At 68.0% G+C, this 22,680-nt stretch carries 22 protein-coding genes; 10 read left to right on the top strand and 12 right to left on the bottom strand.

The genetic code is table 11. The features are described 5' to 3' along the window. Window positions 1-4 precede the first annotated feature (4 nt). Window positions 5-478: a zinc ribbon domain-containing protein gene (locus ACH438_RS24430; RefSeq protein ID WP_397008955.1), complete on the top strand. Its 474-nt coding sequence runs from the start codon at window positions 5-7 to the stop codon at window positions 476-478. On the opposite strand, the gene ACH438_RS24425 is transcribed toward ACH438_RS24430, so the two are convergent. Together ACH438_RS24425 and ACH438_RS24420 are read right to left on the bottom strand one after the other, a co-directional pair. Then, window positions 479-1,813 (bottom strand): serine hydrolase domain-containing protein, encoded by a 1,335-nt coding sequence (locus ACH438_RS24425; RefSeq protein WP_397008953.1) that lies wholly within the window; start codon window positions 1,811-1,813, stop codon window positions 479-481. Between the two features lie 99 nt (window positions 1,814-1,912). Then, the gene (locus tag ACH438_RS24420) at window positions 1,913-2,719 is read right to left on the bottom strand and encodes an amidohydrolase family protein (protein ID WP_397008951.1); all 807 of its coding nucleotides are present in this window, start codon (window positions 2,717-2,719) and stop codon (window positions 1,913-1,915) included. Window positions 2,720-2,824: 105 nt separating this feature from the next. Here ACH438_RS24420 and ACH438_RS24415 point away from each other — a divergent pair, with 105 nt between their 5' ends. After that, the gene (locus ACH438_RS24415) at window positions 2,825-3,430 is read left to right on the top strand and encodes a TetR/AcrR family transcriptional regulator (protein ID WP_397008949.1); all 606 of its coding nucleotides are present in this window, start codon (window positions 2,825-2,827) and stop codon (window positions 3,428-3,430) included. Window positions 3,431-3,467: 37 nt separating this feature from the next. Here the strand turns inward: ACH438_RS24415 and ACH438_RS24410 are convergent, their stop codons facing one another. Genes ACH438_RS24410 through ACH438_RS24400 form a run of 3 tightly spaced genes read right to left on the bottom strand, consistent with a single transcriptional unit; the run spans window position 3,468 to window position 8,711 of the window. Beyond that, window positions 3,468-6,266: a tetratricopeptide repeat protein gene (locus tag ACH438_RS24410; protein WP_397008947.1), complete on the bottom strand. Its 2,799-nt coding sequence runs from the start codon at window positions 6,264-6,266 to the stop codon at window positions 3,468-3,470. Between the two features lies 1 nt (window position 6,267). Beyond that, window positions 6,268-7,296, bottom strand: a complete 1,029-nt coding sequence (locus tag ACH438_RS24405; protein ID WP_397008945.1) for a hypothetical protein — start codon at window positions 7,294-7,296, stop codon at window positions 6,268-6,270. Further along, on the bottom strand, window positions 7,293-8,711 hold the full coding sequence (locus tag ACH438_RS24400; protein WP_397009166.1) for a hypothetical protein: 1,419 nt from the start codon (window positions 8,709-8,711) through the stop codon (window positions 7,293-7,295). The genes ACH438_RS24405 and ACH438_RS24400 overlap by 4 nt, the downstream gene beginning before the upstream one ends. Window positions 8,712-8,860: 149 nt before the next feature. Here ACH438_RS24400 and ACH438_RS24395 point away from each other — a divergent pair, with 149 nt between their 5' ends. Together ACH438_RS24395 and ACH438_RS24390 are read left to right on the top strand one after the other, a co-directional pair. Next, on the top strand, window positions 8,861-9,427 hold the full coding sequence (locus ACH438_RS24395; RefSeq protein WP_397008943.1) for a lipoprotein LpqH: 567 nt from the start codon (window positions 8,861-8,863) through the stop codon (window positions 9,425-9,427). Window positions 9,428-9,537: 110 nt separating this feature from the next. After that, on the top strand, window positions 9,538-10,323 hold the full coding sequence (locus ACH438_RS24390; RefSeq protein ID WP_397008941.1) for a hypothetical protein: 786 nt from the start codon (window positions 9,538-9,540) through the stop codon (window positions 10,321-10,323). An 18-nt stretch (window positions 10,324-10,341) separates the two neighbouring features. Here the strand turns inward: ACH438_RS24390 and ACH438_RS24385 are convergent, their stop codons facing one another. Both ACH438_RS24385 and ACH438_RS24380 read right to left on the bottom strand, forming a co-directional pair. After that, entirely contained in the window at window positions 10,342-11,823 is a 1,482-nt protein-coding gene (locus ACH438_RS24385; RefSeq protein WP_397008939.1) for a sodium:solute symporter, read from the bottom strand. Beyond that, window positions 11,820-12,128, bottom strand: a complete 309-nt coding sequence (locus ACH438_RS24380) for a DUF3311 domain-containing protein (protein ID WP_397008937.1) — start codon at window positions 12,126-12,128, stop codon at window positions 11,820-11,822. Before ACH438_RS24380 ends, ACH438_RS24385 begins: the two co-directional genes overlap by 4 nt. Window positions 12,129-12,194: 66 nt before the next feature. Between ACH438_RS24380 and ACH438_RS24375 the strand changes: the two genes are divergently transcribed. Beyond that, window positions 12,195-13,364: an alpha/beta hydrolase family protein gene (locus ACH438_RS24375; RefSeq protein ID WP_397008935.1), complete on the top strand. Its 1,170-nt coding sequence runs from the start codon at window positions 12,195-12,197 to the stop codon at window positions 13,362-13,364. Between the two features lie 6 nt (window positions 13,365-13,370). Here ACH438_RS24375 and ACH438_RS24370 read toward each other — a convergent pair whose 3' ends face one another. Next, on the bottom strand, window positions 13,371-14,186 hold the full coding sequence (locus ACH438_RS24370; RefSeq protein WP_397008933.1) for an SDR family NAD(P)-dependent oxidoreductase: 816 nt from the start codon (window positions 14,184-14,186) through the stop codon (window positions 13,371-13,373). A gap of 50 nt (window positions 14,187-14,236) precedes the next feature. On the opposite strand from ACH438_RS24370, the gene ACH438_RS24365 reads away from it, so the two are divergent. Continuing rightward, window positions 14,237-14,617, top strand: a complete 381-nt coding sequence (locus ACH438_RS24365; protein ID WP_397008931.1) for a winged helix-turn-helix transcriptional regulator — start codon at window positions 14,237-14,239, stop codon at window positions 14,615-14,617. 173 nt (window positions 14,618-14,790) lie between these two features. Here ACH438_RS24365 and ACH438_RS24360 read toward each other — a convergent pair whose 3' ends face one another. The 4 genes from ACH438_RS24360 to ACH438_RS24345 form a co-directional block, all read right to left on the bottom strand. Next, window positions 14,791-15,675 (bottom strand): aromatic prenyltransferase, encoded by an 885-nt coding sequence (locus ACH438_RS24360; RefSeq protein WP_397008929.1) that lies wholly within the window; start codon window positions 15,673-15,675, stop codon window positions 14,791-14,793. Between the two features lie 24 nt (window positions 15,676-15,699). After that, a complete protein-coding gene (locus tag ACH438_RS24355) occupies window positions 15,700-16,275 on the bottom strand; it encodes a dihydrofolate reductase family protein (RefSeq protein ID WP_397008927.1) in 576 nt (191 codons plus the stop codon). Window positions 16,276-16,391: 116 nt separating this feature from the next. Next, window positions 16,392-16,679: a hypothetical protein gene (locus ACH438_RS24350; RefSeq protein ID WP_397008925.1), complete on the bottom strand. Its 288-nt coding sequence runs from the start codon at window positions 16,677-16,679 to the stop codon at window positions 16,392-16,394. 151 nt (window positions 16,680-16,830) lie between these two features. After that, window positions 16,831-18,252 (bottom strand): mannitol dehydrogenase family protein, encoded by a 1,422-nt coding sequence (locus tag ACH438_RS24345; RefSeq protein WP_397008922.1) that lies wholly within the window; start codon window positions 18,250-18,252, stop codon window positions 16,831-16,833. 87 nt (window positions 18,253-18,339) lie between these two features. Here ACH438_RS24345 and ACH438_RS24340 point away from each other — a divergent pair, with 87 nt between their 5' ends. The 4 genes from ACH438_RS24340 to ACH438_RS24325 all read left to right on the top strand — a co-directional run bounded on the left by ACH438_RS24340 (window position 18,340) and on the right by ACH438_RS24325 (window position 22,676). After that, on the top strand, window positions 18,340-19,386 hold the full coding sequence (locus ACH438_RS24340; protein WP_397008920.1) for a sugar-binding transcriptional regulator: 1,047 nt from the start codon (window positions 18,340-18,342) through the stop codon (window positions 19,384-19,386). 115 nt (window positions 19,387-19,501) lie between these two features. Continuing rightward, on the top strand, window positions 19,502-20,845 hold the full coding sequence (locus ACH438_RS24335) for an ABC transporter substrate-binding protein (protein WP_397008918.1): 1,344 nt from the start codon (window positions 19,502-19,504) through the stop codon (window positions 20,843-20,845). Between the two features lie 2 nt (window positions 20,846-20,847). After that, the gene (locus ACH438_RS24330; protein ID WP_397008916.1) at window positions 20,848-21,816 is read left to right on the top strand and encodes a carbohydrate ABC transporter permease; all 969 of its coding nucleotides are present in this window, start codon (window positions 20,848-20,850) and stop codon (window positions 21,814-21,816) included. After that, window positions 21,816-22,676, top strand: coding sequence for a carbohydrate ABC transporter permease (locus ACH438_RS24325; protein ID WP_397008914.1), 861 nt, complete (start codon window positions 21,816-21,818; stop codon window positions 22,674-22,676). The genes ACH438_RS24330 and ACH438_RS24325 overlap by 1 nt, the downstream gene beginning before the upstream one ends. Window positions 22,677-22,680 lie beyond the last annotated feature (4 nt).

Below are 22,680 nucleotides of genomic sequence, written 5' to 3'. Positions count from 1 at the left end.
TCAGGTGCGGGCCATCGACAAGCTGTCCAATGCCGCCGACAGCTACTCCAATCATTGGGGCGGTTCGGCTTCCGGCACCAAGGACAAGGCGTTCGCCCGCGCCGTCGATCAGGTGAAGGGCGATTTCCGGTTGTGCGGCGGCCGCGGTTCGTGGGCGTGTGCGAACAACTGCTGGAACGACCAGGTCGGCCAGTGCACCCAGTGCTCGCCGCAGGTGCAGCACCAGATCGCGCAGGCGCAGGCCGATGCGCGCGGATCGCAGATCCGGGAGGCCGCATACCAGCAGAACTGGGTGCAGCAGACCGATATCGCGACGCCGGCCCGGGTGACCTGCCCGACCTGTGGTTCGAACACCCAGGGCGGCAAGTTCTGTGGCGCCTGCGGCACGGCGCTGGCGCTCACCTCGAACTGCGGTGGTTGCGGGCATCAGGTGCAGGTGGGGTCGGCGTTCTGCTCCAATTGCGGCCGCCCGCAATAGTTAACGGATTCCCGGCGTGCGTGGGTCGTTGCCCACGCAGCCGAGGATGAAGCAGCCCGGCGGCCAGTCGCCGAAGGGTGCGTAGAGCGGTTTGCCGAGGCATTGGAACAGGCCGCAGCCCGGATAGGCCATGGGTCCGAGGCCCAGTGCGGACAGGGTGGCGTCCGGATTGGTGAGCATGGGGTCGAGGATGCTGACGTCCGGGTGCGGGACGTACGGTCCGGGATCGGGCAGTGTCGGCTGCAGGAAGGCGCGGGTCAGGGCGCGGAAGACATCGTGCGGAAAGCTCACCGAGCCACCGGGAATCGTCACGCCGGTCCAGCTGACCAGAAGTCCGAGGCTCGGCACGATGAAGTTGTCCTGCCGCATCATGCCCGACATCTGGAAGGTGTCGGACGGTAGTCCGGGGAACAGGGAGTCGCAGCCGGGTCCGTTGACGGTGAACAGGAATCCGTAGCAGGTATTGGCGTCGACCGGGGCGACCGCTTGCTTCAGGTAGTCCGGCGAGATCACCCGGATCCCGTGCCAGTCACCATTGTTCACCAGCAGCAATCCGAGTTTGGCGTAGTCGTCGGGCGGCATCACCAAGTGCGCGTGGCCATAGGTGTTACCGCTGCGGTCGCGCGCCCAGTGATAGTCGGTGGGCTCAATACCCAAGGGCGAGAACAGGTGCTGCTGTGCGAATGCCTGGATGTCCTCCCCCACCGCCTGCTGGATCACATATGCCAGCAGGTCGACGGCGCGCTGGCTGTACTGCCAGACCTGGCCCTGCGGATGCACGATCGGCATGCCCAGCGCCTGGGCGACGATGTTCGGATCGAGGTTGGCGAGCCCGGTGATGCCCTCGGAGGCGACGGCGACCTCCATGCCGGAGGTCTCGTTGAGCAGGCTGCGCACGGTGATCGCGCGGTGCCCGGCGTCGCCGAGGCCCGGGGGCAGGTATTTGTCGATCGGATCGTCGACGTGCAGTTTGCCCTGGTCGACGGCGATACCGGCCACCATGGAGACCACGCTCTTGGTGCCGCTCCAGAGGTTCCAGGCGACGCCGCCCGCGCGCTGATTGTTGGGGCCGCCGGCGACCAGGCAGTTGTTGCGGAAGATCTGCAGGGTGAACCGGGTCGGGTCGGAGGCGAAGCCGACCGCGCTCTGCAGGGCCGCGGGGTCGAGGCCCTCTTCTTGGGGTGTAGCTGTTTCCGGCTGCCTGCCATCATTGACTTGGCAGTGTTTCAATCCATCGGATGTCTCGGGCACCGCGGCGTTCGCGCCGGATACCCCCAGCAAGGCGATGGTGGCCGTGATGATCGCCACCACCATGCCCGTCACGACACGAGTCACGTAACCCTCCTCCTGAACCTTCGTCCAGCACATCGGAGAGCGCTTGTGGCCGTTATCTGTTCGTGACCCCCCACTTATCGGGGCGGTGCCTTTCGGGGCCTATACACCGTCGAGCACACCGCGCCGGCTGAGCAGGCGCGCCGCGTTCTCCTCGAACACCGATCGGCGCACGCCGGGGTCCGATACCGCGGCTTCGACGGTGTGCCGCGCGGCCACCACATCGCCGTAGGGCGTGTTCGATCCGAACAGGCACTGCTCGGGCACCGTGCGGGCCGCCGCGCGCACCGCGAAAGTCTGCAGGGCGCTGGACAGGTCGAGATACAGGTTGGGGCGATCCTCGGCCAGGTCCACGAGATCGAGGGCGTGCAGCCCGCCCAGCGCACCGACGACGAGCGGCACGGACGGATAGCGTTCGGCCAGCTCACGATAGGTGCGCAGATCGTCGATCGTATTGGGCGCGAAGCCGTGCGTGAGCACGGGAACGCCGCCGTGCTCCGCGGCCGCCGCCAGCACGGGTTCGATAGCGGCCGCGCGACCGGGTGCTGGCGTGAGTTCTCCGATGCCGACGACATTCGGCCGGGTCAGGTAGTCCGCGACCCATTCCCGGATTCGCCCGGCCTCGAGGTGCAGCGGCACCGAGACGAACGCGACGGTCTCCTCCGGATGCTCCGCGACCGCCGCCAGCAGGTCCGCGATGGCGTTCCGGAAGCGTTCCTCCGGCAGTGGCCCGCCGCTGACAACCGTTGTGACACGGGCGAATTCGGCCCGCAGTTCCGCATTCGTGGTGGCGGCCTCGGGATGTACGCTGCTGGGCAGCAATACGGTGCGGGTCACCCCCGCGACGCGGGCGCGGGCCAGCTGGGCTGGGACGTCGTTGGTGAGGTGCGCGTGGATGTCGATGGCCATGGGAGATCCTTTCGCCGGTTCGTGACGACGCGACGCTAGACCTTGACATCGGTGTCAATGTCAAGCGCCGGACGGCCGCTTCGAGCGCCTCGCTAGGCTCGACGGGTGACAGCACGACAGCAAGGAGGCCGGGCGGCGCACGCCGAGGCACGGCGCGAGGCCATTCTGGAAGCCGCCATGAACGTGATAGCCGAACGCGGCTATCGCGCCACGTCCCTGGCGGCGGTGGCCGAACGCGTCGGCCTGACCCAGCCCGGTGTGCTGCACTATTTCCCGAGCAAGGAACACCTGCTGGTGGGTGTGCTGGAGGCGCGGGACCGCTGGGACACCGCCGCCTTCCTCACGGAGTCGACCTCGGCCACGCTCTCGCATGTGGAGCAGATCGTCGAGTTCAATACCGAACGCCCCGGCGTGGTACAGACTTTCACCGCGCTCGCCGGCGAGAGCACCACGGGCGACAACCACCCGGCGCGCGAATTCTTCACCACGCGCTACGCCAATCTGCGCGCGGCCTTCGCGGCCATGCTGCGCGCCGAGTACGGCGATGAGCTACCCGGCGGCCTCACCCCGGAACGCGCCGCCCCCTTGCTGATCGCGGTGATGGACGGCCTGCAGATCCAGTGGCTGCTGTCGCCCGACGAGGTCGACATGACGGCGGCCTTCCGGGATTTCGTGGCGCTCATCTCGGGCGGCGACCGCAGCACGCCTTAGAGCAGGACGGGTCCGGTTCGGCCGAACCTTTTCGCCGTCAGCGGGTGTCGACGGTGGCGAAGGCGGCCCACAGGAGTGGTGAGTGCTGGATGTCGCCGGATTCCCGCCAGGCGGCCAATTGGGTGCGCTGCCAATCGTTCAGGGCGGGGATGGGGGCGGGCAGGTCGTGGGCGGCGTCGATGGCGCAGACGGCGTCCTGGAGGGGGTGGATGTGCGGGGGTGCGCCGCCGAGGCGCTGGAAGGCCAGGTCGGTGGGGAGCGGCCAGCGGCCGGCGGTCACCAGTTCGGCGCCGCCGGTGATCATGGCGGCGATCAGGCCCAGGGGTTCGGCGAAGCGGAGGTCGCCGCCGCTCTCGCAGGCGATCAGGGCGACGCGGCTGGGGATCGGCCACAATTGCGGTCCGGTGCGCGGATCGTCAATCAGGGTGTGGGTGCCGAGCAGGAGATCGCGGGCGGAGAGCGGGCGGTGATCCCGTTGCGGCGCGGCGAAACCCGTGGTCGTGGCCGGGCAGGCGAGGTGCAGGGTGGCGGAATCGCTGTGGCCGGAGGTGGGCGGTGCGGCGGTGACGTGGCCGACGTAGAGCAGGCGGGATGCGCCCTCGCACAGCACCTTCGACAGCCAGTCGCGGTCGACGTCGGTGCGACGGAAGGCTTCCAGGGGGTCGTCGACCCGCGGGATCAGGCGGTCGGCGGCGGCGTGACCCGCCACCAGGGCGGTCAGCGGGGCGTCGGGGCTCATGCGGCCGAGGACCGAGCCGAGGGCGGAATCGGCTCGGAAGCCGGGGATGCGGGGATCCAGGATGGCCACCACGGGGAGCTCGCCGGTCTCCGGCCAGGAGCGGCCGATCCGGGCCGGGGCATGCACGATGCCGGTGGGCGCGAGCACGCTCAGGTCCGCGATATCGAGCAGGCGCAGTTCGGGATCCGGGGCCAGCAGCTCCCAGGGCAGCTGCGCGACCCGGGATGAGGGCTGGATACGCAGGTGCGGGCGAATGCCCTGGACATACAGTTCGTGCAATCGCTCCGCCAGGCGGTACGGGAGGAAGGTCGACGAAAGTGCCTGCGCCAAGGCATTTTCCGACTCGGGTGACGCCAGTTCGCCGGTGGTGAGGGCGGATTCCAGGCCGTCCGGCCGTCCGGGGGCGGGTAGCGCCGCGTCGAACCTCCGCAGGGCCGTGGTCACCTCGTCCTCGGTGACGAGTCCGACGCCGGGTGGTGCGCTGTCGTCGGCCCAGCGCCAGCTGATGAAAAGGTCTCCGGCGTCGACCATCCGGATGTATGAGGTGGGCTGGGCGTTCGGGCCGGGCTGCGGGACGGTCATGCCGGAATCACCCCGACCGTCGCGGAGGGGGCGGCCGTAGCGTTGTTCGGCGGCGGAGATCCAGGCGTCCAGGGCTATACGGCCGTCGGGCGGGACGGAGACCCGGGGCGGTGGAGTCACCGGCAGGCCGGCGCCTGCCGCGACCGCCGCCAGTGCGCTGCCGAGTTGCAGGGCGTCGCTGAGGGGCGCCGAGCTGACCAGCGGTGGATCGATGGATTCGGGCAGATCGACGTGCGTCCGGCCATTGGCGGCCACTTGGTCGAGGTCCAATGTCGTGCCCGCGCAGAGTGTTTCGATGAGGTCGATGACCAGGGTCGCGTCGCCCGCCTGGTAGGCGTAGCGGAAGGCGAGCCGGAGGGCGGGGTCCGCCATGCGGCGGTTCCAGTTCTCGCGTTGCGCGCCGTCGGGGAGTTCGTAGCGCACCGCGTCGAGGGCGATCGCAGAGGTGACGGCGAGATCCACTGCGCGGGCGAGTATTCCGGGATCGGCTTCCACGAGTGGTTCCAGCAGTCCGGCATGCCAGAAGTCGAGCTGAGCGCAGTGCAGGCCGAGGCCGTGCTCGAGGTAGGTCGAGCGCGCGGCGGTGAGATCGGCCTCGCCGTCGTCGAATCGTCCGGCGGCGAATGCCACCGTGGCCGAGCGCATTCGAACGTCGGCCGCGTCGATGACCGCGCCGGACTCCTCGAAGCGGGTGAGCGCCTGCCGGTAGCGGTCGCTCGCCACCTGGGTATCGCCCCGATGCTCGGCGATGAATCCGGTGATCTTCCAGCCGATTCCGGCGCGGTAGGCGGCGCCGCCGGTCTCGAAGTGTTCCTGCGAGCGCAGGAGCAGCGGTTCGGCCTCGTCGAAACGTCCGGCGCGGGTGAACATGAGCGCCAGGTTCTGCTGTGTCTCCGCGACGCCGTCGACGTCTCCGGCCGCTTCGAAGGCCATCAGGCTCTGCCCCGCGAAGTCCTCCGCGAGTTCCCACCGGCCCGTCTCGAAGTGCGCGGCGGCCAGGTTCATGAGTGCGTGGCCGGCCTGCTCGGGTGCGAACCGCCGTGCCGCGTCGAGTGATTCATTGGCCAGTTCGATGGCGACCGCCCACTGCTGCCGATGCATTGCCACCGCCGTGGCCGACACCAGGGTGGCGTACCGCAACTCGGGTGACGCGCCGTCGGCCGACAACAACAGCCGCGCCTCTTCCAGTGCCGCCTGCGCCCCGTCCAGATCTCCCAGATGCTGTTGCGCCTGCGACAGTCCGATCAGTGCGCCCGGCCGCATGCGCGGTGCGTCCGCGGGCATCAGATCCAGGGCTTCCCGATACCGCCGCACGGCCTCGGCATGCTCCCCGAGGTGATCGGTGACGGTGGCGGCGTTCACCATCGCGCACACCCGCAGATCCCCGGTCTCGGCCGCTACCGCCTGCTCGAAAAGCTCCAGCGCCTCGCGTAGCTCGCCCCGCCCCACCGCCTCGGCCCCCGCCTGCAACAGCCCTGACCCGTCCCCCGATTCGCCGCCGACCACAACAGCCATTTCAGAAGTCCGAATCCTCGGCGGCCGCAGCGATTTCCGCGAGCAATGGCGCATCGAATCCGGCATCGGCCGCGGTCCCCGCCGCCGCCCGCAAGCGTCCCGCCGCGAATTCCCGCACCCGCCGCTGGACGTCCGACTCAGCCGTGGCTGTTGCGATCTCGTCGGGGCCGAAGCCCGGGAGGTGGATGTGGAAGTGGACGGCGGATTCGGCGCCGGGGGCCGGGGTTTCGCCGGTCCAGGCGCCGGGGGTCGGAGTCAGCGGGGTTTCTATGGTGCCCGTGGGGGTTTCGATGCGGACCCAGGGGCGGAGGTGGGCGGGGATGGCGGCCGGGGTGCCGGGGGCGGTGGCGGCGCTGATCGCGACGGTGGTGGCGCCGGCGGCGCGGATGACCTGCCAGGAGACGGCGCGTTCGGAGGCGTCGAGCAGGCCGGGCGGGCAGTGGCGCCAGTCCCAGCCGGTGGCGCCGCGGGCGAGGACGAGGGCGCCGGGCTGCTGGGCGGGGTCACCGGCGGCGAGAGCGTAATCCGAAGCGCGAGGGAAGATTTCGACAGTGCTGGGCGAGGGCGCAAGCAGGGCGTCGGCGCCCGCTACGAGGATGTCGCATTCCTCGGTGAGGTCGGTGATCTCGCGGTCGAGCAGGCCCTGGTCGAGGGGTGGGATGCCGTCCAGGGTGGAGGCGGGCCACCAGCGGGAAGCCCAGTGCGCGTACGCGAGTCGCCAGGCGCTGACGGCGAGCGCGGGCACCGCCGGGTCGACGGCGGATTCGGCCGTGCCGCCGTCCTGGACGGCCAGGGCCACGGTCTCGCCGTAGAGGGCCCAGATCCATTCCTGCGCGAGTTCGGCATCGTCGATGATGGCGGCCGGAGTCAGCTTGCGGTCCAGTACATTCCAGCTCAGATGCCCGCCGAGCACTTCGAGCACCATGACGTTCGCGCCCGCCGCACCGTCCAGCACGGTCACGCCGCCGCTGGGCACGATGCCCTGCACTCCGGCCCCGAATCCCCTGATCGCCACCGCCGAGTTCGTCATCCCGCCCTCGATTCCAGCGGATCGAGTTCGGCGGCAACGGCGGTGATGGCCAGTGCCCGTTTGACCCGCATCCGGTGGTCCAGGATGACCGACCGGGCCACGCCGTCGAGCAGGTCCCACAGCTCGGCGGTCTCGTAAATAGGTATCTCGCGCACATCGCGCCCGTGCAGCCGGGCCCACAACCGGCGAATGTAGGGCCGCCACGGCGCCTGCAGGTCGATGGCGATGGCGAGGAGCGGGCCGGCCGCGCCGTCGGGTGCGAGCGCGCCGTCCGGTCGCACCGTCATCCGGCGGGCCTGCAGCACATAGGCTTCGCGCTGCCAGCGCGAATTGATCAGGCGCGCAGCGGAATTGCCGCCGCCGTTCGAGCCGCCGTCCACCGCCGGGCTGCCGCCGTTCGAGCCGCCGCCCACGCCCGGGTTGCCGCCGTCGCGGCGGCCATTGCCGTCGGCCGGACTACCTGCGCCGCTCCGGGCGATCGGGCGCAGGTCGAGGGCGAGGGTCACACCTGCCGCGGCGCCGATGCGGAGCGACTCGTCGAGCAGGGCCCAGGGTGCGCAGGATCTGGCGATTTCGGCGGTCACCAGTTCGGGGATGACGGGCAGGTCGGCGCGTTCGGTGGTGGCTTGCAGGACGGTGAAGACGCGTTCGTGGATGGTGCGGTCGAGGGGCAGTCCGAGGCTGGCCTTGGACGCCGAGTCACCGAGTTGCGGTGGCAGCGGCAGCGTGTGCAGGGTGAGGCCGAGTTCCTGGGCGGTGACCGTATTGTCGTTGCGCCACAGGCGAATTCCGGTGTGGGTGCCGATGCGGGCGTCGGCCAGGTCGTCGAGGTCCACGCCGGGTTCGGGGAGGCCGAGGCGTTCGGCGGCGCAGGCATTCAGCAGGGCGGTGAGTGCCGCGGTGTGCGCGGGGGTTTCGGTGAGCGGGCGGCGGCGCCAGGCGGTGTGGATGAGCTCGCTCAGTTCGCGGGCGCGGGCCGGGTCGGCGAGGTATTCCTTGAGCACCTGGGTGGTGCGTCCGGCGGTGAGGTCGTGGATTTCGCGCAGGGCAGTTTCGGCGGTGGCGCTGTCGCGGATCGGGTCGGGCAGGCCGGCGCGGGTGGCGAGTTCGAAGCAGCGCTGGAAGTAGAGGTCCTGGGCATTGCCCTCGGTGATGCGCAGTGCCCGCCGGGTCTGTTTGAGCAGGGTGAACCACGCGGCGGTGGCGCGCAGGACGTCGGCGGCGGCATTGATGCGCGCGGTGAGCAGTGCGGCGCCGTCGAAGGTGAGGATGGATCCGGCGCAGAGCGGGTGCTGGACGGGCCGGATGACCAGCGGGTCGAGGATGAGTTTCACGGTGCGGCGCAAGGGTCCGCCGTGTGGGCCGCTGAGCGCCTCGACGCCGTCGAGGCGCCGCCACACCTCATCCAGCACCATCGCTCTCGGCCGTCGCATTTGCCCAGATTACTGCAGGTGAGAGGGCTGCACGCGGGGAAAGTTGGGATCGGTAGGACGTCCGGTTCTTTTTACGGTTCTGGCATCGGTTCCACCCGGCGAACCGAATGAGCAGGACAAAGGGAAAGATCATGAACACCAAGTCGATTCGCCTGGCCACCACCGCAGCCGTGGCCGGCACCGCCGCCGTCGCCCTGCTGGTCACCGGTTGCTCCAGCAACTCCTCGAGCAGCCCGGCCAGCACCTCCTCCGCCGCACCCGTCAGCGCCGCCCTCACCTCCGCCCCCGCCAAGGACGCCCCCGCCGCGGGCGCCTCCTCGGCCACCGTCGGCGGCAAGGCCATGACCGCCAACTTCACCACCACCTGCGCCAAGGAGGGCGGCAATCTGGCGCTGGCCCTCACCGACAACTCCAACTCCACGTACGGCACGCTCAGCGTGAGCGCCACCGTGACCGGGACGAACACCGTGCAGGCGGTCGGCATCGCGGGCACCAAGGGTGGCTCGAACGGCGCGGCCTACGCGCTCGGCTACGGCAACGGCGTGCCCGGCGGATCCGCGACGGTCACCAAGACCGGTAACACCTACGAGGTCAAGGGCACCGGTGTCGGCGCGGTGGACATGTCCAATCCGATGGCCGGCCCGCAGAACGAGAGCTTCGACATCACCTTCGCCTGCTCCACCATTGTCGGCGCCTGATATCCGTCCACCCCGGGCTGCGGCCGGCAGCCCCTGACCCCGCTCATGCCCTCGTCCGGGTGTGAGCGGGTCCGATTCCCTTCCGCCTCCGGATCTTTCGAGGAAACACCATGAAGAACAACATCCGCATCGCCGCCGTCGCCTTCCTGGTGCTGGGCGTGGGCTACTACTTCTGGCACGGGCTGACATCCGACGACATGCTGCCGTGGGTGGGGTGGCAGATGGGCTTGCCGATCGCCGCCCTGACGGTGGTGCCGATCGCCTTCGCGTTCACCGGTGACGGCATCCTGTCGGCAATGACCGGTAAGAACAGCTCCGCCTACCGCAATGCCCTGGTGGGGCTGGGCACCATCGAATCCTTCGCGCAGACCGGCGTTTACCTCAATGAGCAGCCGCAGGTGAAGATCACCTTCCGGGTGGAGGGCGCGCACGGCGAGACCTTCCCGGCGCAGGCCAGGATGATCGTGCCGCTGACCGAGCTGGCGCTGCTGCGGCCCGGCGTGGTGCTGCCGGTCCGGTATCTGCCGGAGCGGCCCGGCCGGGTCGAGGTGGATATGTCCGGCAATACCGCCGCGGCGCAGGAAGCCATGAACCAGGCCATGATTCGCAAGGGTTTCACCACCCAGGCCAAGCTGGATATCGCGCGGCGCGGTATCGCGGCGCAGGCGGTGGTGCGGGCGCTGTCGGTACCCGGCGAGATCCGCGACGGCCACACCCGGGTGAATCTGGAACTGGTGGTCAACCGCCCCGACGGCAGCACCTTCGCGACGCACATGGACAAGTTCCTGCAGCCGGCGCTGGTCGGGCGGGTGCAGGTGGGGCGGATCGTCCAGGTGCACTATCTGCCGGAGAACGAGCAGGAGGTGGTGCTGTCGCTTCCGGTCAATGCCGGATGATGGGCAGGACAACGGGTTTCACAGACGGACAGGCGAGTGCTCCTCAGGGCGCTCGCCTTTTTCGTGTCCGCTGCGCGGCAGGGCGTAGGAGACTGCCGCGGCGATCACGATGTTGGCGGCCAGGGCGATGAGGCCGCCGTTCAGGCCGAACAGGGGATCGCGGCCGAGCGCGTGCAGGATCAGCACGATGGCGGTGCCGGCGCAGAGTCCGGCGGCGACGCCCGGTGTGGTGAGGCGGCGCCAGTACAGGCCGAGCAGTACGGCCGGAACCAGTTGCGCCATGCCCTCGTAGGAGAGGACCGAGAGGTTCACCAGCGCTTCGGGATACAGCAGTGCGCCGCCGAGGGCGATCGCGCCGACAACGAAGCACACCAGCTGGGCCAGCCTCCGTTGACGATCCGCCGGGGCGCTCCGATCACCGCGTAATCCGCCGCCGAGAATGGTTCTGCCCCAAAGGGTTCCAATGGACACCAGGAACACGCTCATGGGCACGATGGCCGACAGTGCTCCGGCGATGCCGATCACCGCCACCACCGGGGACGGCAGCGAATCGGTCACCAGCGAGTACAGGGCCAGATCCGGATTGGACAGGTGCGGCACCACGAACAGCGCTGCCGCGCCGATGGCCATGGGAATCACCAGTAGCAGCTGATACCACGGCAGCAGCATCGAATTCCGGCGCAGTGCGGTCGGATTCGCGGCGGACAGGTAGCCGGCGACGGTGGTCGGGAAGATGCCGATGGTCACCGCGTTCAGCACGATGGTCGACACGAACCACGCCGAGCCGAAGGTGCCGCCGCCCGCGCCCGGGAAGGTCAGCCACTGCGGTTTCTCCGTGACCAGCCGGTTCATCAGCTCACCGGGTCCGTCGAAGTAGTGCCACGGCACATAGACCGCGAGGAAGACCACCGACAGCACGGCCAGCCCGTCCTTGAGCACGCTGACCCACGCCGAGCCGCGCAGGCCCGAGGCCAGTACGAAGGCCTCGGCCACCACGAACGACACCACCGCGGCGACCTTCAGATCGACGGCGTCGTACGACATGGCGTGCACCACCACGCCCATGCCCTGGATCTGCAGCTGCACGTACGGCACCAGGAAGACGGTGCAGATCACCGCGACGGCGAAACCGAGTGGGCGGGAGCGGAATCGATGCTCGGCGATATCGGCGATGGACATCAGCCGGTGCCGGGCGCAGTAGGTCCAGATGAGCGGCGCGAGGAAGTAGGCGGCCACCAGACCGGTGCTCAGGTACGCGATCAGGTAGAAGATCGGCACCCCGTACCGGTACGACCAGCCGGCCGCGCCGAGGAAGGAGAAGCTGGTGTAGGACTCGCCCGCCATCAGCAGCAGGACGAACAGGGTGCCGAGGCCCCGGCCGGAGATCGACCATTCCGAGATGGATCGTTCGCGTCCGCGACCCGACAGCACGCCGATCACCACGGCCGCGAGCATGGACACCGCGAACAACGATACCGCGACGACCGCCCGGCCGGTCACGAAAGCTCCTCCACGGCACTTCGATTGCCGGTGCCGTTGTCGTCGGCGGGGACGAACTCCGCGGCGCCGGTCCGGTAGGCGGGATCGAACCGCGCCACCAGCGCGACCAGCGGACCCGTCAAAACCGTGATCACCAGCAGGTAGAAGACCAGGAACGGTATCCCCGCGATGCGTGGCTCGATGCGGTTGGCCACCACGGGCGCAAGGAGATACAGCACTCCCGGCAGCGCCAGCAGCCACAGCACGGGTCCGCGCCGGCGGAGCGGCAGGGCCGGGCCGGGCTCGGACGGTGGAATTTCGGCCATGGTCCACGCCTTTCGGTGAAAGTCCGAAGATCGACTATAGGATGAGCCATCGGCAGGAGGATGATCATGGCGATGCGATCGGTTCTCGGGTTGACGGCGTATATGCGGCGCGCCGCGCTCGCGCTGGGGGCGGTGGGGTGTGCCGTCGCACTGGGATTCTTCGGAGTGCCCGGGACGGCCGGAGCCACCGACGTGGGTCAGCTCGACGGGGTCGAATTACTGGATCCGGCATGGTCGTTCACCGCCGCGAACGGGTCGTTCGGGTTCACCTATATGACGCTGGATCAGCGTGGAGCTCCCGCGCGCGCCACCGCGGCGCTGTACGTCCCGCCCGGGCTGCCGCCGCAGGGCGGCTGGCCGCTGGTGGTGTGGGCGCACGGCACGGTCGGGGTGGGCAACGATTGCGCGCCGTCGCATCATCCGCAGTCGGAGCGGAACCGCACGTATTTCAACCGGATCCTGGACAGCGGGTACGCGGTGGTGGCCCCCGACTACCAGGGCCTGGGCACCGGCGGGAACTTCAGCTACTACAACGCGGCCGTGGAGAGCAGCTCGATCCTGAACGCGGTGACCGCCATTCGCACGCTGCCGCTGCCGCTGTCCCGCCGCTGGGTGCTGATCGGCCAGTCCGAGGGCGCGCACGCGGTCATGAGCGCCGCCTCGATGTACGGCTACAACGGCAATGCCGGCCCCGCCGGCGGCCTGCAGGGCGCGATCGCCACCGGCCTCCGCACCGATCCCGCCGCCAGCCTCCGAGACATGTTCCGCCGCAACTCGACCGGCTCCGGAAACCAGGTCGGCTACGCGGGCTACTACCTCGCGGCCCTGGAGGATCGCACCCCTGGCAGCGTCCTCCCCTACCTGACGGACTTCGGCCGTGACTACATACGCAAAGCCGCCACCGAATGCCTCTCCACCCTGGTAGCCGACGCCGGCGGCAAGCGCCCCGCAGCACTCGTAACCGACCCCGACGCCCCCACCCCGACCTTCGAGGCGGACATCCGTTCCCTGACCGGTTTCCAGGAGGATCACCTCCCCACCGACGTCATGATCGGCTACGGCACCGACGACATCGACGTCCCCCCGACCCACACCGAAACCTACGGCGCCACACTGCAATCCATCAACAAGCCGATCACGGTAACCGTCCACAGCTACCCCGCCCAAGACCACAGCGGCGCCTTCCTGACCTCCCTCCCCGACGCCCTGACCTTCCTGCAAACCCACCTGCGCTGACGCCGTTCAGGCCGTCAGGAGGTCTTCGGTGAGGGTGGCGAGGCGGCGGGCGGCGGTGGGGTCGAGGGTGGGGAGGGAGAGGTTGAGGGTGTGGTCGCGGTCGACTGCGGTGAGGGGGGTTTGGGGTGGGTGGTCGACGAAATCGTGTAGGGGGCGGATCGATTCGTGGATGGGGCGTGCTCGTAGTGCGGCGAGGATGCGGATCAGGGTGCGGGACGGTAGGGGGAGCGGGGATAGGTCGCCGCTGCGGGTGAAGCCGGGGTGGTACAGCACGAAGGGGATGGTGTCGCCGAACTTTTCGGCGAAGGAGACTCCGAGGAGGTCGTTTGCGCGGCCTGCTTGTAGTTGGGCGCGTATTGCGCTGTATTCGGTGGTCAGTTGGGGGTCTGACCAGTTGATCGCGCCCTTTTCGACGCCTACGCCGGCGATGCTGACGATCACCGGGGTGGGGCTGCGTTGCAGTAGTGGTGTCAGGGTGTGGGAGAGCAGGTAGCGGCTCAGGTAGTACACGGCGAGGGTCTGTTCCAATCCTTCGGCGGTCTGAATGCGTTTCGGGGCCAATCGGTTGGCTGCCAGTACCAAGGCGTCGATGGCGTCTGTCGAGTCGCTGATTTCCCCCGCCACCTGCCTGGCCTCGGCCGTGGAGCTGAGGTCTGCGCGCAGGAATCGGAAGCGGCCGGTGTTCGCCTCGGCCGACAAGGCCGCGCCCTTGGCCGGATTGCTGCCGATGGCGATCACGGTGTCGCCGCGCGCGAGGCGTTCCAGGGCGAATGCGCGGCCCATGCCATCTGTCCCGCCACTGATCACAATGGTTCTGGTCATCACCCGTTCATCGTCGGCATCGGCCGATGACAGTGGAAGAAGGCACTTTCATGTCGGCTGCGTACACCGATGTTCCTTCCATGGTCACCGCGACGCTTCCCGCTCAGGTCCCTGCGGCCGAGTACGAGGCGTGTCCGGTCACTGCGCTGCTGGACCGCATCAGTGACAAGTGGACGCTGCTCGTGATCGCCCGGCTGGCGCGGGGCAGGCTGCGATACAACGAATTGCATCGCTCGATCGAGGGCGTCAGCCAGCGGATGTTGACCCGCACGTTGCGTGGTTTGGAAAAGGACGGCCTCATCGATCGAGTGGTCTATCCGACCGTGCCGCCTGCCGTCGACTACGGGCTCACACCCCTGGGCGAGTCACTCCTGCACCCACTTTCGGCCCTCGCTGACTGGGCAGTCGCCTACCACACTGTTACCTCGTGAGCGGCGCCGAACACGAAGTAGGAGAACCCGAGTTCCTCCCGCCGCCACCGGCGACTCATGCGGTTGCACCGCGAAATTGACCGTATCCGCAATCTCGGCCGCCAGCGCCCGGGCCTTGGGCCCGCGCACGGCCATCACCTGTACTTCTGTCGCATCGGCGCAGCCGAGAGGTCCTAATTGATTGGGGGCACGGTCCCGCCTGGAAACACGGCGTTGGGAGCCGACGTGTACTCCGCCTGAACCTTGTAGTACCGGTCATCGTGCCCATAGGCGGTGTAGAAAGTGAACCCCCGAGGCCCCGAGCCCGCGAAGGGCGCACCCGAAACAAAGCGATCCAGCACAGGATCGAGATGCTTCGGAAAGCTAGCGGCCTGATGTCGTACCGGAAAACAGATCCGCTGCATCCGCGGCGAAGTCCACGAAAACGTGCGATACAGATTGAACGTCTGCCCCAGCAACGCCAACTCCTGCTCGGTGGCCGCGACGAAGTCGAGCTCGGCCAGGATCGTGGTGATATCGGCCGCGGTCAGCCGGCCGGGTGCGAAAACCTGGGAGTAGAGATTCATGGTGCGGTTGGCGAAATCCAGTGCCATGATGGCGATTTCGCCACCATAACGGTCCAGATGGGCAGCGTGCGCGCGGGCCGCGTCCGGTATCCCGGTGAACCCGAGAATCCTTTCCACACTGATCAATTCGGGAAACATCAGCCAGATCTTCTCGACCCCACGAGCAACCCCGACATCAACCCCGAACATCACCGGCACGGCCGCGGACACGTCGGTGAGCACCCGCTCCATGGGATGCCCACTGAATTCGAGCAGCCCCGCCTCCCGCAGTGTCGTAACCGGATCGACCCCCCGCCCAGAATTCATCAACCGCACATTCATCTGCCGCTGCGGCACCGGATGAGTGGTAGTACGAACCCCGATCACAGAGTTGACCCACAACCCCTCCAGCGCCTCGAGCACCGGATCCACCACCCCCGCGTCGTACTCCGCCTCAGCCAGCCGCGCAAACTCCCGCAGATCCCCCCGAATCCGCCCAAGTGTCAAACCCACAGCTCCAAACGATAACCACCCCCCTCACCCTCCGTCGCCGAACCGCCATCCAGCCGGCGCGTAGATCAATTCGAGGATTCCTGAGGGGAAGGCTGTGCTCTTCACCAGGCGGAGGTCGAGGGGCTGATCGAGTTCGGGGAACAAGGGGGCGCCTTTGCCGGTGGCGGCGGGCAGCACCCAGAGGCGGTACTCGTCCACGACGCCGAGTTTGATCAGGGAGTGCATGAACTCGGTGCCGCCGGCGGCTACGAGATCCTTGCCCGGTTCGGCCTTGAGTTTGGCGATCTCCTCGGCGGTGTCGCCCGCGGCGATGCGGGTTTCGGGCCAGTTGTCGGCGGATTTCAGGGTGCGGGAGAAGACGACCTTGGGGATTTCGTTCATGGCCTTGGCGGAGGGATGGTCGGAGGTGGGCCAGAACTCGGCCATGATCTCGTAGGACTTGCGGCCCATGAGGAAGGCGCCTGCCTCCCAAAGGCTGTCGACGAAGTATTTTTCCTGTTCGGGATCGTCGATGCTCATCATGACGTCCCGGATCCCGTTGTCCGCGTCGGCGCTCTTGCCGTCGAGCGAAACGTAAAAGCCCAGAATCAACTTCCGCATGTCAATGCCTCCATGTGTTCCTGCCTGTGCTGGGACGGTCCCAGCACAGGCCCTCAGAGGCATCGACGATGCAGCAACCCGAAATTCATCGATTTCAGAATGGGCGGGCGAGTGGGTCAGATGCTGCCGCCGCTGCCGCTGTCGCCGAGGTCGGGGACGTTTTGGCCGGGCCAGTATTCGGGGTGGCAGCGGGGGCGCCACCATTCGTGCTGGATTTCGCAGTGCCAGCGGTACCAGCTGTGCCAGTCGACGAATTGGGCGGAGGTGTCGGGGGTGGCGGGGGTGAGGGCGGGGGCGTCGGCGGAGGCTACGCCGATGCCGGTGAGGAGGGGGGCGGCGAGGATCGCGGAGGCGAGCACGGTGCGCACCGTTCGGCGGCGGGCGCCGGTGGTGAGGAGGGTCATCGGATTGGTCCTTCCAGCTGTGAAACTGTCCGGCAGCGGGGCAATTCGAGGGGTGACCCGCGCTGCCGGGAGTAGTCAACCGCGTGGTCGCGGGGACCGAGAAGAACTCGGTGGGCATCTTAAGCAGACTCTCAGCGACTGCTGGAGTTGATCAGGCATCGGACTGGAGGAGTTCACGCAGGGTGGTGGCGCCGTGAGTGTGCAAGGAGTCCAGGGCTTTCCGGTAGACGGCGACGAATTTGGGACTATCGGACAAATCGGCGAACAGTGACCGGTCGGCGAGGAAGGCCGCGGGATCGTGAGACTGCCGGGCGGCCGCGGCCATCAGCTGATCGCGGCGTGGATCGACGACCGTGATCGGTTCACCCCGCTCGTCGACGCCCTCGCAATACCGCGCCCAGGCTGCGATCATCGTTGCCGCGCAGTCGAATTCACCACCGTGCGCCAGCTGATATCGCGCCACCGGCACCACCCATTTCGGAATGCGCTCCGAGGCGTCGGCGCACAACCGGGCGATGGTGTCGGCGATGGCCGGATTCCCGAAGCGCTCCAGCAGTGTGCGGCGGTAGACGGCCAGATCGATGCCCGGCACCGGCGGCAGCGTGGGCAGCGCCTCCCGCTCCATGTACCGGGCGACGAACCGCGACAACAGAGGATCGGCCACCGCATCGTGGACGTAGCGATAGCCACAGAGCTGCCCGAGGTAGGCGAGCGCCTGATGTCCGCCGTTCAGCAAGCGCAGTTTCATCAGCTCGTACGGCGCCACATCGTCCACCAGCTGCACGCCCACATGATCGAAATCCGGTCGCCCCAGCGGGAACTCGTCCTGCAGCACCCATTGCGCGAAGGGTTCGGTCAGCACCGGCCAGCCGTCCGTCACCCCGAATCCCCGCTCGAGGTCGGCGACCATGCCGTCGGTGGTCGCCGGCGTGATCCGGTCCACCATGGAGCTCGGAAAGGCCCCTTCACGCGAAATCCATTCCGCCAGTGCGGGATCGCTGCGCCGGGCGAACTCGACGAAGGCGGTGCGCGCTACCGCTCCGTTATCCTCGATATTGTCGCAGGACATGATCGTGAACGGCGGCAGCCCGCGCGCCCGGCGGCGTTCGAGCGCCGCGGTCACCAGCCCGAACACCGACAAGGACGCGCCGGCGCCGACGTGATAACCGCCCTCCGTGATGGTGAGCGAGACGATGCGGGTGCCGGAATCGGCCAACTTCTCGACAACGGCCACGGAATCGTCCGGCGCGTAGAGATATTCGACGAGCGCGCCGATCACCCGCGGCGACCGCTCCCCGTCCGGTCCGGCCTCGACCAGGGTGTACAGGCCGTCCTGCGCGGCGAGCACATCGCGCATGCGCCGATCGCCGGGTAGTACGCCGATGCCGCAGACGCCCCATTCCGGGCTCCCACCGGCCGTCAGCAGGCGATCGAGGTACCAGGCCTGGTGTGCGCGATGGAAGTTGCCGACCCCGAAATGCACTATCCCGGTGCGTATTTCCGCGCGCCGATACCCGGGCACCGGTACCCGGTCCGCGATCGAAGGGAGAGTGCGCTCGCTCAGCTCAGTCATTCCCAGCTCCGAATCTTTGTTGCGTGCATCACATTCCGAATGGTACCTTCGTGAGCAATCGCTCGAACCTCGAGCATTTGCTCACCGATGAGGACTCCAGCAGTGACGCTCGAAACGCCCCCGCCCGCCGCGCCGGATGATGTTCGCCTGGCGCTGCGTGCCGCGGAGCTCTATCACCTGGAGGGCGCCACCCAGGCGGAAATCGCTGCCAAACTGGGCGTTTCACGGGCGACGGCGGGCCGCCTGGTGGCCCGCGCCCGCGCCCAGGGCCTGGTCCGCATCGAGATCACGGTCCCGGGTGACCTGCGCGACACGGTGCACACCGACCTGGAGAGCGCCTTGGAACGGCGCTTCGGTCTCGCGGAGGCCCGGGTCATCGGCACCCCCGGCGGCGACGAGTCCCCCGGCGATCAAGCGCTGGGCCGCGCGGCGGCCGAGGTGCTCATGCGCCGCCTGCAGCCGGACGACACCCTCGGCGTCACCTGGGGCCCGGAGACGGTGGCCATCGCGAATTCCCTGCGCGCCGGATCGAATCGGTGCGCCCGCGTGGTGCAGCTGGACGGCGCGCTGACCGCCGCCGACTATCAGACCGGCATCGATGTCACCCTCGGCCGCTGCGCCGCGGCATTGCGGGCCGCCTCGGTGCGGCTGCACGCCCCGCTCTACGCCGATCCCGCCACCGTGACCGCACTGGCCGACGATTCCGTTGTGGGACAAGCGCTCTCGATCGGCGCACAGGCCGATGTGATGGCCTTCGGCGTCGGCACGGTGTCGACGGCGACCACCCTCTACGCGGGCAATTTCCTGGACACGGCCGTCTTGGCTGGCCTGCGAGAGCGCGGTGCGATCGGCGAGATCGGCGGCCGGTTCTTCACCGGCGACGGCACCGATGCCGGCGGCGAACTGCCGGCCCGCACGGTCTCGGTGCCCCTCGACGCGGTCCGGGCGTGCCGGACATCGGTGCTCGTCTCCGGCGGAGCCGCCAAGCACCGGGCCATTCTCGCGGCGCTCACCGGCGGCCTGGCCAAGGTCCTGGTCACCGATGTCGGCTGCGCGCGATGGCTGCTGGATAGAAAAGAGGAGGCGACCGATGCCGAACTCGGTCCCGACCGATCGAAGGCGACGAACGGGTAACCCGCCGCGCCGCACCCTACGGAATGCGCTACGCCCGACGCGAAGCCGTGCTCAACACCCGGCCACAACCGACACTCCGCACTCGCCACGAGGCCGTTCCGCACAACGCACCCGGGTGCACCGAATACGTTGTCTCGCAGCGCTGTTCGCGGCGGTCACGCTGACGGTCACCGGTTGCGCCGGGGCGGGTGAGCTCACCGGTGGCGGTAGTGACTCGGTCACCATCGCGATCGTGTCGAACTCGCAGATGCAGGATGCGATCAGCCTGGCGCCGCAGTTCGAGCGCGAGAACCCGGGCATCAAGCTGAAATTCACGTCGCTGTCGGAGAACGAGGCGCGCGCCAAGATCACCGCCTCGGTCGCCACCGGGGGCGGCGAATTCGATGTCGTGATGATCAGCAATTACGAGACCCCGCAGTGGGCCGCCAATGGCTGGCTGACCGATCTCGACCCCTATATGGCCGCGACACCCGGCTACGACAAGGCGGATTTCATTCCGTCCCTGCAGAAGTCGCTGTCGTACCAGGGCAATATGTATTCGGTGCCGTTCTACGGCGAATCCTCGTTCCTCATGTACCGCAAGGATCTGTTCGCCAAGGCCGGGATCACCATGCCCGATCACCCCACCTGGCAGCAGGTCGAATCCTGGGCCGCGAAGCTGAACACTCCGGATCTGGCCGGTATCTGCCTGCGCGGCGATCCGGGCTGGGGCGAGGCGCTCGCGCCGCTGACCACCATGATCAATACCTTCGGCGGCCGCTGGTACGACGAGAACTGGAATGCCCAGCTCACCAGCCCGGCCGACACCCGCGCGGTGCAGTTCTACGTGGACCTGGTCCGCAAGTACGGTGAACCCGGCGCGGCCACCGCGGGATTCGGCGAATGCGCGACGCAGTTCTCGCAGGGTCACGCGGCCATGTGGTACGACGCCACCTCCGCGGTCGGCGTCACCGAGGATCCGCAATCCAGCAAGGTCGTCGGCGAGGTCGGTTACGCGCCGGCGCCGGTCGAGCAGACCGCGAATTCCGGCTGGCTCTACACCTGGTCGCTGGGGATCCCCAAGACCAGCCACAAGACCGACGCCGCCTGGAAGTTCGTGTCCTGGATGACTTCCAAACAGTACATCCGGTCCGTCGGCCAGCAGCTCGGCTGGACCCATGTGCCGCCCGGCAGCCGCCTGTCCACCTATGACATTCCGGAGTACAAGAAGATCTCCGCCGCCTACGGGCCGGTGACCCTGTCCTCCATGGCGGCCGCCGACCCGGATCATCCGACCGTGCAACCGGTTCCGTACACCGGCGTGCAATTCCTCGCGATTCCCGAATTCCAGGATCTCGGCACCCGGGTCAGTCAGCAGATCAGCGCGGCGATAGCCGGACAGATCAGTGTGCCCGCCGCGCTCGCGCAATCGCAGCAGTATGCCGAGGTGGTCGGCAAGACCTATCGGAAGGACAGTTAGCCATGTCCGAAACAGCAGACACCGCAGTGCTTTCCGCACCCCGGGACACCTCGGCGGTCGAGGTGCTGCGGTCGAAGAAGGACCATATCTCGCGTGCGGAGGGCTGGCGGCGGCGTGGCCCGCTGCTGCCCGCGCTGATCTTCATGGTCGTGGTCACGCAGATCCCGTTCGTCTTCACCCTCTTCTATTCGACGCAGTCCTGGAACCTGGTCCGCCCCGGTTCCCGGCATTTCGTCGGCTTGCAGAATTACGCGGATGTCGTGCGGGACAGTCAGTTCCGTCAGGTCGCCTGGCATACCGTGGTGCTGATCGTGGGCACCGTGCTCATCTCCGTCGTGCTGGGCCTGTTGTTCGCGTTGCTGCTGGACCGCGCCTTCGTCGGCCGCGGCATCGTGCGGACCCTGCTCATCACGCCGTTCCTGGTGACTCCCGTCGCCGCGGCGCTGATCTGGAAGACGACCCTGCTGGATCCCGTCTTCGGGCTGGTCAACTTCGTGCTGCGGCCCTTCGGCGTGCATCACATCGACTGGGTGAGCCGGTATCCGCTGCCCGCGGTGATGGCCGATCTGGTGTGGCAGTGGACCCCGTTCATGATGCTGCTCATCCTGGCCGGATTGCAGTCGCTGCCGCGCGATGTCATGGAGGCCGCCCGGGTGGACGGTGCGGGCGCCTTCGCCCTGTTCCGGGAGATCACCCTGCCGCATCTGCGCCGGTTCCTCGAACTCGGTGCGGTGCTGGGCGCGATCTACCTGGTCAACACCTTCGACGCGGTCTACATGATGACCTCCGGCGGGCCCGGTATCGCCAGTTCCAACCTGCCCTTCTACATCTACCAGCGGGCCTTCCTGGGCTTCGATATCGGACAGGCCGCCGCCATGGGCGTGGTCACCGTGGTCGCCACCATGATCGTGGCGACCCTGGCGCTGCGGTTGATCTTCACCAGCTTCACCGGAAAAGAGGAGGCCGCCTGATGGCTACCGCGACCAGAACCACCGGGGCCGCCACCACCGTGCGCCGGCGCCGCAATTGGGGCAATGCCGGTTGGGGCGTGCTGGCCTGGGTGATCGGCATCGGCTTCTTCTTCCCGGTCCTGTGGATGGCGCTGACCGCCTTCAAACAGGAGGGCGACGCCTACACCGATCCGCCGAAACTGTTCTTCGCGCCGACCCTGGACCAGTTCCGCGCGGTCTTGAACGGCGGAATCGGCACGGCTCTGGCGAATTCCGCCTTCGCCACCGTCATGTCCACGATTCTCGTACTCGCCCTGGGCGTTCCGGCGGCCTTCGCCCTGTCGCTGCGGCCGGTGCGCAAGACCAAGGACGCGTTGTTCTTCTTCATCAGCACCAAGATGCTGCCGGTGGTCGCGGCCATCGTGCCGCTGTACGTGATCGTCGGCGATATCGGGATGCTGGACAATATCTGGGCGCTGGTCATCCTCTACACGGCCATGAATCTGCCCATCGCCGTGTGGATGATGCGCTCGTTCTTCCTCGAGGTGCCCGGTGAACTGCTGGAGGCCGCGAGCATGGACGGCGCGAGCCTGTGGACCGCGGTGCGCGAGGTCATCCTGCCGCTGGTCTCCCCCGGTATCGCCGCGACCTCGCTGATCTGCGTGATCTTCTCCTGGAACGAATTCTTCTTCGCCGTGAATCTGACCGCCGTGCAGGCACAGACGATTCCGGTGTACCTGGTGGGCTTCATCAGCAGTGAGGGCCTCTACTGGGCGCGGCTCTCGGCGGCGGCGCTGCTCACCGCGCTGCCGGTCATCCTCGCCGGCTGGCTGGCGCAGAACAAGCTGGTGCGCGGACTGTCCTTCGGCGCGATCAAGTAAGGAA

Origin of the sequence: Nocardia sp. NPDC020380, assembly GCF_044386975.1 — a bacterium.
GTDB lineage: Bacteria > Actinomycetota > Actinomycetes > Mycobacteriales > Mycobacteriaceae > Nocardia.
Note: the sequence above shows the minus strand (reverse complement) of the source record. Positions and strands in the feature narration are given on the sequence as shown.

Coding starts and splice junctions, on each gene's coding strand:
- ACH438_RS24355 (WP_397008927.1), bottom strand. CDS start 16,275: ATGCGGAAGTTGATTCTGGGCTTTTACGTTTCGCTCGACGGCAAGAGC.
- ACH438_RS24375 (WP_397008935.1), top strand. CDS start 12,195: ATGGCGATGCGATCGGTTCTCGGGTTGACGGCGTATATGCGGCGCGCC.
- ACH438_RS24345 (WP_397008922.1), bottom strand. CDS start 18,252: ATGACTGAGCTGAGCGAGCGCACTCTCCCTTCGATCGCGGACCGGGTA.
- ACH438_RS24350 (WP_397008925.1), bottom strand. CDS start 16,679: ATGACCCTCCTCACCACCGGCGCCCGCCGCCGAACGGTGCGCACCGTG.
- ACH438_RS24400 (WP_397009166.1), bottom strand. CDS start 8,711: ATGGTGCTGGATGAGGTGTGGCGGCGCCTCGACGGCGTCGAGGCGCTC.
- ACH438_RS24420 (WP_397008951.1), bottom strand. CDS start 2,719: ATGGCCATCGACATCCACGCGCACCTCACCAACGACGTCCCAGCCCAG.
- ACH438_RS24365 (WP_397008931.1), top strand. CDS start 14,237: ATGTCGGCTGCGTACACCGATGTTCCTTCCATGGTCACCGCGACGCTT.
- ACH438_RS24395 (WP_397008943.1), top strand. CDS start 8,861: ATGAACACCAAGTCGATTCGCCTGGCCACCACCGCAGCCGTGGCCGGC.
- ACH438_RS24340 (WP_397008920.1), top strand. CDS start 18,340: ATGAGGACTCCAGCAGTGACGCTCGAAACGCCCCCGCCCGCCGCGCCG.
- ACH438_RS24405 (WP_397008945.1), bottom strand. CDS start 7,296: ATGACGAACTCGGCGGTGGCGATCAGGGGATTCGGGGCCGGAGTGCAG.
- ACH438_RS24330 (WP_397008916.1), top strand. CDS start 20,848: ATGTCCGAAACAGCAGACACCGCAGTGCTTTCCGCACCCCGGGACACC.
- ACH438_RS24410 (WP_397008947.1), bottom strand. CDS start 6,266: ATGGCTGTTGTGGTCGGCGGCGAATCGGGGGACGGGTCAGGGCTGTTG.
- ACH438_RS24380 (WP_397008937.1), bottom strand. CDS start 12,128: ATGGCCGAAATTCCACCGTCCGAGCCCGGCCCGGCCCTGCCGCTCCGC.
- ACH438_RS24370 (WP_397008933.1), bottom strand. CDS start 14,186: ATGACCAGAACCATTGTGATCAGTGGCGGGACAGATGGCATGGGCCGC.
- ACH438_RS24325 (WP_397008914.1), top strand. CDS start 21,816: ATGGCTACCGCGACCAGAACCACCGGGGCCGCCACCACCGTGCGCCGG.
- ACH438_RS24390 (WP_397008941.1), top strand. CDS start 9,538: ATGAAGAACAACATCCGCATCGCCGCCGTCGCCTTCCTGGTGCTGGGC.